Annotated in this window: 8 protein-coding genes; 7 read left to right on the top strand and 1 reads right to left on the bottom strand. The window is 45.1% G+C overall.

Annotated features, from left to right (window positions below):
* Window positions 1-408: 408 nt before the first annotated feature.
* The 6 genes from IXB50_RS17740 (at window position 409) to IXB50_RS17715 (ending at window position 6,716) form a co-directional block, all read left to right on the top strand.
* The gene (locus IXB50_RS17740; protein WP_215610327.1) at window positions 409-1,014 is read left to right on the top strand and encodes a PTPA-CTERM sorting domain-containing protein; all 606 of its coding nucleotides are present in this window, start codon (window positions 409-411) and stop codon (window positions 1,012-1,014) included.
* A gap of 350 nt (window positions 1,015-1,364) precedes the next feature.
* A complete protein-coding gene (locus tag IXB50_RS17735; RefSeq protein ID WP_215610326.1) occupies window positions 1,365-2,147 on the top strand; it encodes a YdcF family protein in 783 nt (260 codons plus the stop codon).
* Window positions 2,148-2,241: 94 nt separating this feature from the next.
* Window positions 2,242-3,387, top strand: a complete 1,146-nt coding sequence (locus tag IXB50_RS17730) for a glycosyltransferase family 4 protein (RefSeq protein ID WP_215610325.1) — start codon at window positions 2,242-2,244, stop codon at window positions 3,385-3,387.
* 10 nt (window positions 3,388-3,397) lie between these two features.
* Window positions 3,398-4,471 carry a glycosyltransferase family 4 protein gene (locus IXB50_RS17725; RefSeq protein WP_215610324.1) on the top strand — a complete coding sequence of 358 codons (1,074 nt, stop codon included), beginning with the start codon at window positions 3,398-3,400 and terminating at the stop codon, window positions 4,469-4,471.
* A gap of 64 nt (window positions 4,472-4,535) precedes the next feature.
* The gene (locus IXB50_RS17720) at window positions 4,536-5,696 is read left to right on the top strand and encodes a glycosyltransferase (RefSeq protein ID WP_215610323.1); all 1,161 of its coding nucleotides are present in this window, start codon (window positions 4,536-4,538) and stop codon (window positions 5,694-5,696) included.
* Window positions 5,697-5,807: 111 nt separating this feature from the next.
* Window positions 5,808-6,716, top strand: coding sequence for a class I SAM-dependent methyltransferase (locus tag IXB50_RS17715; RefSeq protein WP_215610322.1), 909 nt, complete (start codon window positions 5,808-5,810; stop codon window positions 6,714-6,716).
* Between the two features lie 18 nt (window positions 6,717-6,734).
* On the opposite strand, the gene IXB50_RS17710 is transcribed toward IXB50_RS17715, so the two are convergent.
* A complete protein-coding gene (locus IXB50_RS17710) occupies window positions 6,735-7,466 on the bottom strand; it encodes a transaldolase family protein (RefSeq protein ID WP_326520831.1) in 732 nt (243 codons plus the stop codon).
* Between the two features lie 87 nt (window positions 7,467-7,553).
* On the opposite strand from IXB50_RS17710, the gene IXB50_RS17705 reads away from it, so the two are divergent.
* On the top strand, window positions 7,554-7,880 hold the full coding sequence (locus tag IXB50_RS17705; RefSeq protein WP_215610321.1) for a hypothetical protein: 327 nt from the start codon (window positions 7,554-7,556) through the stop codon (window positions 7,878-7,880).
* The last annotated feature ends 141 nt before the right edge of the window (window positions 7,881-8,021 follow it).

Below are 8,021 nucleotides of genomic sequence, written 5' to 3'. Positions count from 1 at the left end.
GACATCAATGGCTATGAGTGGTTCCCTGCATCCTAAACACTATATCTAGTAACAACTACGGGAATTACAGGAGAGCCAATTATTAACCTCGATAGCAGCAGTGCTGCCCATGCTACCCCAAGATTTTCACCCCTGGTCTAATTTTAATAGTCTCATCAAAGAAATATGAAGTTACCCCTGAAATGGAACTCAAATATTGGATATTGTAGTGAAAATAATTAATGTAAGGTTGTAGCGAAAAGTCAACGAATAGTATGCGTTCGAATCAGGTTTGATTTGTGGAGGCTAAACAAAACACAGATCAAGCGCAATCTACCAGCATTCTGAACAACAAAACTAATCTGGGATGTAGACCTTACTTTCAATAGGTTTTGTGTTAATGATCACATTTTTATTTGACTTTAGGCTATGAACTTTAAGAATTTAACTCCACAAGCGGCAGCAGTCGCTACGGCTTTGGCCGTCAGTGCTTTAGTGTCTGCTAATCCAGCTCATGCTTCACAATTATCTGGTTCTATCGATCTCGAAACCTTTGGTAATTTCAATCTCAGCGATACTTTAATTGATTTTGATGGCGCTGAGGTTCAAGATGCAACTGGCAGCTTTGCACCTCTAGTAGGTGATATAGTCGACATCGAAGATATCACTTTGACACCTCCCACAACAACTCTCGGTACAATCACGCCGTTCGTTAATTTTGGGACGGTTATCCTTGAAGGGGAAAGCAACTCACTGGTGTTCAATTTGACATCAGCAACCATTGAAACTCTCGTCGATAATGATTTTGTTACTGTTCTGCTTGCACAGGACATCGAGGGTGTTTTCCAATTTGGTGAAGAATCAATCGCACTAGGGGTTTTGACATCCCAAAGCTTATTAGATTCCGATGGATTTACGCTAAATCTGGCAACACAACAGATCCCGACACCGGCCCTGTTACCAGGATTACTAAGCTTGGGATTAGGAATTGTGCGTCAGCGTAATCAAAAATCAAACCTGGCCGAAGAAAGTTGAATTCTCAAGAATAGGCAATCAAGACTATACTCTGAGGTATCAGTCCCTGTTGCCCCTTTCAGGAACTATACAGTTCAGATGTTCGCAAATTCAAGAGAGTTTGAGTAACGATTTTGTCCCATCGTTATTGCCTCATCACTTTTCTAGTAGGTTTGACTCCATGTAGCTAAACCTAGTAGGGGACGCTCTACTAGGTTTAGTAGCCTAGATAACAGCATTACTCACTAGCTACTTGATTGCTATTGGATAGCTGAAATCTATACTCTGACAATCAATCCAGCATCTTTAATGATTCTTTATGGTGCATAACGTAAACTGGAAAGCAATATCTCAGTTGCTCTACCAGATTTATGTCGTTGATTTTACATTTACACCAGTGGAGCCAGCTAAAGTACGCTTTATTAAATTGGTTCACTGATCCCAGACGGGTTCTACTACCCTTATTGCTAATCGGGCTGATGGCCCTTTGTCTTAAGGTTTCACCCTATAAGAAACCTATATTACTGCGTAGTATCTGTTCTCTTGGTGCTACATATCTATTGCTGATCTCTCCCCTCGGTGCAACTGTTGCCACAAGGGGACTCACCCTATTCTTGTTACCAGATATTGGACAGAGCGCTGATGCGATCGTTGTTCTAGGTCGTGGTCCCTTAGCTGAGCAGGAACGAGCCCAGGCTGCTGCAAACCTATGGAAAGCTCATCGTGCACCGACCATTCTAACCACAGGACGTGGAGAGGCACCTCGTCTGTCTACTCAGCTTATTCAGCTAGGCATACCTCTAAATGTTCAATTGATAGAGCCAGAAGCCCGCACAACTGAAGAAAATGCTATACATTCATTTGAACTACTTCAAAGCATCGGTGCGAGTCGCATCATTTTAGTCACAGATCAGCCCCACATGCTACGCTCAGTTTTGACTTTCCGTAGCTTTGGTTTTGAAACCATTCCCTACCCTGTCCAGGTTCCGTCTTCTTTGCCCGCTATCGAGAAAACTGCATTGGCTCTTCGAGAATATGTTGGTTTAGTCAGCTACGCATTAATTGGACGTTTCCAACCACGGGCAATGTCTGTTGTCAGACTAAATGAATCCTCTAAAGAAATTGTAATGCAAACAGGGCGATTATCCGGTTAAAAGGCTGAAGGAGGCGTATTAGGTTTTAGGTACTTACTCCATAGGCATGTAGTAAAGACATCAATATCGATGTTGCCTAATTATCTTAAAATTTATGCATCCTCCTACAAAAATTGCTATATTGGGCAATAATTGGTTTCCTGACAAGCCCGGTGGACTCGACCGCTATATCTATGAACTTGTTCACACCCTGGTTAAATCAGAAACCCAGATCGATCTATTTGGTATCGGGTTGCCTACGAGCACAAAAACTTCATCGATCCAATTAAAAAATCTGGCTGAACCAACTGCTTCCCTGGGCCATCGTCTGTATTCGGCCTACAGAAACAGTCACTCTCTGATTTCGTCTAAACCAGACGCCATTAACCTACATTTTGCACTCTATGGGTTAGCGGCTATTCCTAATCTGCCAAAGGATGTCCCAGTGACTTGTACCTTTCACGGTCCCTGGGCCATTGAAAGTCGGCAAGAAGGAGATAGCAAGCTCAGCGTGTGGTTTAAAAAACAAATGGAGCAGAAAGTCTATAGCCGTTGCGATCGCTTCATCGTCCTTAGCAAAGCCTTTGGTCAGATCTTGCACCAGGAATACCACATCCCCTGGGATAAAATCCACATCATTCCTGGGGGCGTAGATACCCAAAAATTTCAAAAAAATCTATCTCGTCAAGAAGCGAGAGAAAAATTGGGCTGGCCCCAAGATCGCTTTATTATATTTACCCCCAGACGGTTAGTACACCGCATGGGACTCGATAAGCTACTTAATGCGATCTCTCAGCTCAAAGCAGAGAAATACGATCTCTGGCTGGCTATTGCTGGCAAAGGTCCCCTAAGAGATACCTTAGAAAAGCAAACCATTGAACTCAGCCTCAACAACTCTGTCAAATTCCTGGGCTTTCTCCCTGACGAGGCTCTCCCAATTGCCTATCAGGCAGCCGACTTGACAATTATGCCCAGTCAGTCTTTAGAAGGATTTGGCCTAGTACTGCTTGAGTCCCTAGCAAGTGGCACGCCAGTACTTTGCACCCCCGTAGGTGGTATGCCTGAAGTAATCCGTGACTTCTCTCCCGCACTGATTACTGATTCTCCTAATGAGCAGGCTATCGCCACTACCCTAAAAGCTATCCTCACCGACAAGATCCAGTTACCCAACCGTGAGGATTGCCAAGACTATGCAACTACTCGGTTTAGTTGGCTCACCATTGCAGAGCAAGTTAAACAGGTCTTACTGCAGTCACACTGACACCACAAAGATGCGAATTCTACATTTACTCAACGATAGTTGTAATCTGGGCAACGGTATTGTGAATGTAGCAATCGATCTGGCCTGCCTACAACGTCAATCAGGCCATACAGTCGCCGTAGCGGCTGGTCCCCCGAAAAATGGCGTCCAAGACTATGGGTCTTTGCTCAAACAATACTCAGTACAACAGTTTAGTCTCGATCAAACCAGAACTCCCCATAAGCTTTTAGCTGCCGTATGGCGCTACCGAAAAATCATCAAAGACTTTCAACCAACAATTGTGCACGCGCACATGATGACCGGTATAGTACTCGCCAAAGCATTGCAATTTAAATCAAATTATCGTCTAGTCTCCACAGTGCATAGTGATTTTCAACATAGTGCCATCCTCATGGGGCTAGCAGATCAAGTGATTGCAGTCAGTCACGCTGTAGCGACAAAAATGCAAAATCGGGGCATCCCTCAACACAAGTTCAGGGTCGTTCATAATGGCACCATCGGTAGTCCAAGACAGCCACCACTGCAAAGCTATACTCCCGTTTCCCTGAAGCGTCCCGCAATTGTCACTGTAGCCGGGCTTTATCATCGCAAGGGCATTGCAGAACTTATTACAGAATTTAATCAAGTCGCGCAGGCTATCCCAACTGCAAATCTTTATCTGGTTGGTGATGGCCCCGACCGACATCAGTTTGAGACCCAGGCCAAAGCAAGCCCCTTTGCTCATCGCATCCACTTTGAAGGATTTCAACCCGAACCGTGGCGATACTTGCGTTCAACAGATGCATTCGTCTTACCCTCAAGACATGAGGCTTTTGGATTAGTCCTTTCAGAGGCACGTGAGGCCGGTTGTGCCATTGTTGCCAATCGAGTAGATGGTATTCCAGAAGCACTCGATAATGGACAAGCAGGATTATTAATTTCACCTCATAACAGTAATTCTTTTGCGAAAGCTCTCATCAGACTGTTAACAAACAAAAAATATTTAGCTCACTGGCAACAGATGTCTCAACAAAATCTAAAAAAATTAGATGCTCATCGTGTTTGCCAGGAAACATTAGCAATATACCAGGAACTGACACGTTAAGAATCTCTCCTCTTCGCTCAGAATCTGTTTAACAACAACTACTCTATCTAATCAAGTCGACAAAATGCGAATTCTCTTTCTTGATCAAAGCAACAAACTGGGCGGAGCCGAACTCTGTCTTGCTGATATCGCCCAACAGTTTAGCTCCACCAGTCTCGTCGGCATCTTTACCGAAGGCACTTTTCCCGAGCACCTGCGTCAGTTCAATATTCCTGTTGAGATTCTTACCAATCAAACTCTCGCAGTTCAAAAAGCTAGTGGTTTGTTGACGGGGTTCAAAAGTCTCAATCAACTAATACCCCTAGTCACCAAAGCTGCTAAACTCAGCAAGAAGTACGATCTGATCTATGCAAATACCCAAAAAGCTCTAGTCGTAGGAGCACTGGCAAGCTTCCTCAGTCGTCGTCCCTTCGTCTATCATCTCCACGACATCGTCTCTCCAGATCACTTTAGCACTACAAATCGCCGCATTATTATTACACTGGCCAACCAAGCAGCCCTTGTCATTGCGAATTCAGACGCCAGCCGTAATGCCTTTATCCAGGCAGGAGGACGACCTGATCATATCCATGTGGTGTACAACGGTTTTCACCCAAAAACCTATACTACCTGTCTGGACGATTCAGAGCGAGAAGATTTCCGAAAGCAACTAGCTCCTACAGATAAAAAAATCCCATTTCTAGTCGGACACTTCAGTCGCCTCTCCCCTTGGAAAGGTCAACATATATTGATAGAAGCTCTCCAACACTGCCCGGACAATGTCATCGCATTGCTAGTTGGAGATGCACTATTTGGAGAGCAAGACTATGTTCAACAGTTACATCAACAGGTTACTGCACTTAATCTAGAGCATCGAGTTAAATTTCTAGGCTTTCGCTCCGATATTCCTCAACTCATGACAGCCTGCGATTTAGTCACTCACACATCCACTTCTCCCGAACCCTTCGGTCGAGTCATTGTTGAAGCCATGCTGTGCGGGACTCCTATAGTTGCGGCTGCGGCTGGCGGAGCCACCGAACTAATTGACCATGGTCAAACTGGCTGGTTAACACCACCTGGAAACGCTCGAAAACTAGCTGATATTATTAACACCTGTCAGAATCATCCTACACAGGCCAAACAATGTGCACACCAGGCTCAAACCCAAGCATCTTCTAAATTTGATTTGAGATCCGTAAACTTACGACTTAATCAATTACTTAACCAATCAATCAAAGTTCATTGAAGAACCATGTCTTAAAAAAACTAAACCAGCTGCCCAGGGAACTAAGGTATGAGCATCTGATGCAATTTTCTAAAAGCATCAGGGAAATAACTTACCTAACTTCCAGGCAGCATGCACAGCCTATCCGAATTTTCTCTCAAAGAATACTGTCTATCTGACAAAATTCAGTATTCACCTGACAAGCTAGCTGTGGCCACCCACTTAATTTATACCCAAGGCATGCTAGCAAATGCCTACTTTTTTGGACATCCCATTTGGGCCAAAAAAGACTTTCAACGAGAAACCCATAACCATTTTTGGAAAAGTCGATGGCAAAAAGTGATTCCATCCTGGGATGATAAAGTTGTTGTCGATATTGGCTGCGGTCTTGGCCACGTACTTGCAACCATGGGCGGCAACCCTGCCATCATGATTGGCGTAGATATCAGTCTCGAAGCCCTAAAAAATGCTCAGAAATTAGGCTATACACCTTTACTAGCCGACGCCCAAGACCTACCACTTAAGTCTGGGTTTGCCGATATTGTCACCCTCAACGCCACATTACACCATTGTGATAACATTGAGCGCACCCTCAGCGAGGCCGCCCGTTTGGTTAAACCAGGAGGTCTACTAATCACAGACTTAGATCCACAAAAGACCGCCTGGGAGCTTAAAGGTCTGGGACTTTTACTTAATCAAGTCCGTCGCCGCGTCCCTATGTATTGGCTAATGCGCTTTTCACGCTACCGCTCTCGAACAGAAATCAACATGCGGCTGGCCACAGAACTACATAACGCTAACCCAGGTGATGGCCTTACACCTCAGCTATATAATCAGGTTCTAGCTCCTTTAGGTTTTCAAGTACGTCTTTACCCTCATAATCATAATGTTGGTGATGATGTTTTGATAGGTCATCTAGGGCAGATACCATGGCATTATCAGCTTACACAATGGTTATCTGGGATTCAGCCAAACCAAAAAGCATCAGCTCAATCAATCATGTGCGTTGCCCAAGCAGCATTTTCGGTGCAAGCTCAGTAATTTCTGTTGGAACAAAACCTACATGATATGATCATCACTGCCCGCAGCTAATTCAAACGCCGCTGTTGCTGCAGCCGTTTGCTCACTGCTAAACAATGCCGCCGCAATACGCGGAGCAAAGGTAAATGTATCGAGACCTTGGGCAGCTAAATACGTCATGTCACTAACATCACGAATGCTCGCCGTAAGAATACGAGTGGAACTTTTCACACCATTTAAAGCCTGTTGCATACTCGTTAGAGCTTCACGACCCTCTCCACCGGCATCATTAATTCGTCCCAGATAGGGAGCGGCATACTCTACACCTAAAGCCGCCGCGATCAAAATTTGTGGCACCTCATATACAGCCGTTAAAGTCACTCTCACGCCCTCTTCGATCAAAGTCGCCGCCGCTTCGGTTCCCAGCCGAGTAATAGGTACCTTGACAACAATACGTGGATCAATGGCAGCCAGGGCCTTCCCCTTGGTGACGAAAGAGTGTTTTGTATTTCCCCAAGTTTGTAGCTGGACTTCCTTAGCACCCAGTTCAAACGCTTTAGTCGCCAAATCCGTCAATGAAGCCAGCGTACAAGGTACCTGCGCCCGTTCTAACAACAGCGGATTAGAAGTAACCCCATAAAAGATACCCACCGGCAGCCAGGTTTCCCAGGCAATCACATCAGCAGTATCAAGAAAAAGGCGTAAAGTCACAGATGCAGCTCCAATCACTTCATCGAGTATTTCATATCCAAAGGCTGAAGATGAAATCACCTTTCGATTTCTCCCCTCTCGGAAAGAGTACCGGTCAGGCGGGGTAGGTTTTGATCACTTACACTAACGGCCAACCCAATCCCTCCTATGAGGCAGGGCTATTTCATTGTCCGGACAGAAAATCTGAAGAAAGGCATGCTCTACCTGGAGGTGGGCCGTGTCCACCCTCCAGAATATCCGTATCCACTGTTTGGAATTACGATGAAAAAGATTTTCCAACAACGTCGTGCCAAACAACAATGCGATAACTTGATTAATCGACCCCGCCGTAACCCCTATTATGCCATTGAGGATAACCCAGTAGGCTGGGTTCTAGGGCGGCCTCCCGGCCCTAGCCATGGGGGTTTGGGGAACTCGGAGGGACCCCAAGCAGCCGGTTTTGATTCCCTCCGATTATATCTCGATCCAGGATGAACTAAGTAATAAACCTCATAGATTTTCTCTGGTAAATACGAAACGACCCTACTCCTCAGAGGGGATATATGCTCTCATCTTGACAAGTTCATTTTTGGCAAAACTAGACTCAAAGCCGCCAAAACTAGGGTTTTAGGAGCA

The organism is Leptothoe spongobia TAU-MAC 1115 (assembly GCF_018739885.1).
GTDB lineage: Bacteria > Cyanobacteriota > Cyanobacteriia > Phormidesmidales > Phormidesmidaceae > Leptothoe > Leptothoe spongobia.
Note: the sequence above shows the minus strand (reverse complement) of the source record. Positions and strands in the feature narration are given on the sequence as shown.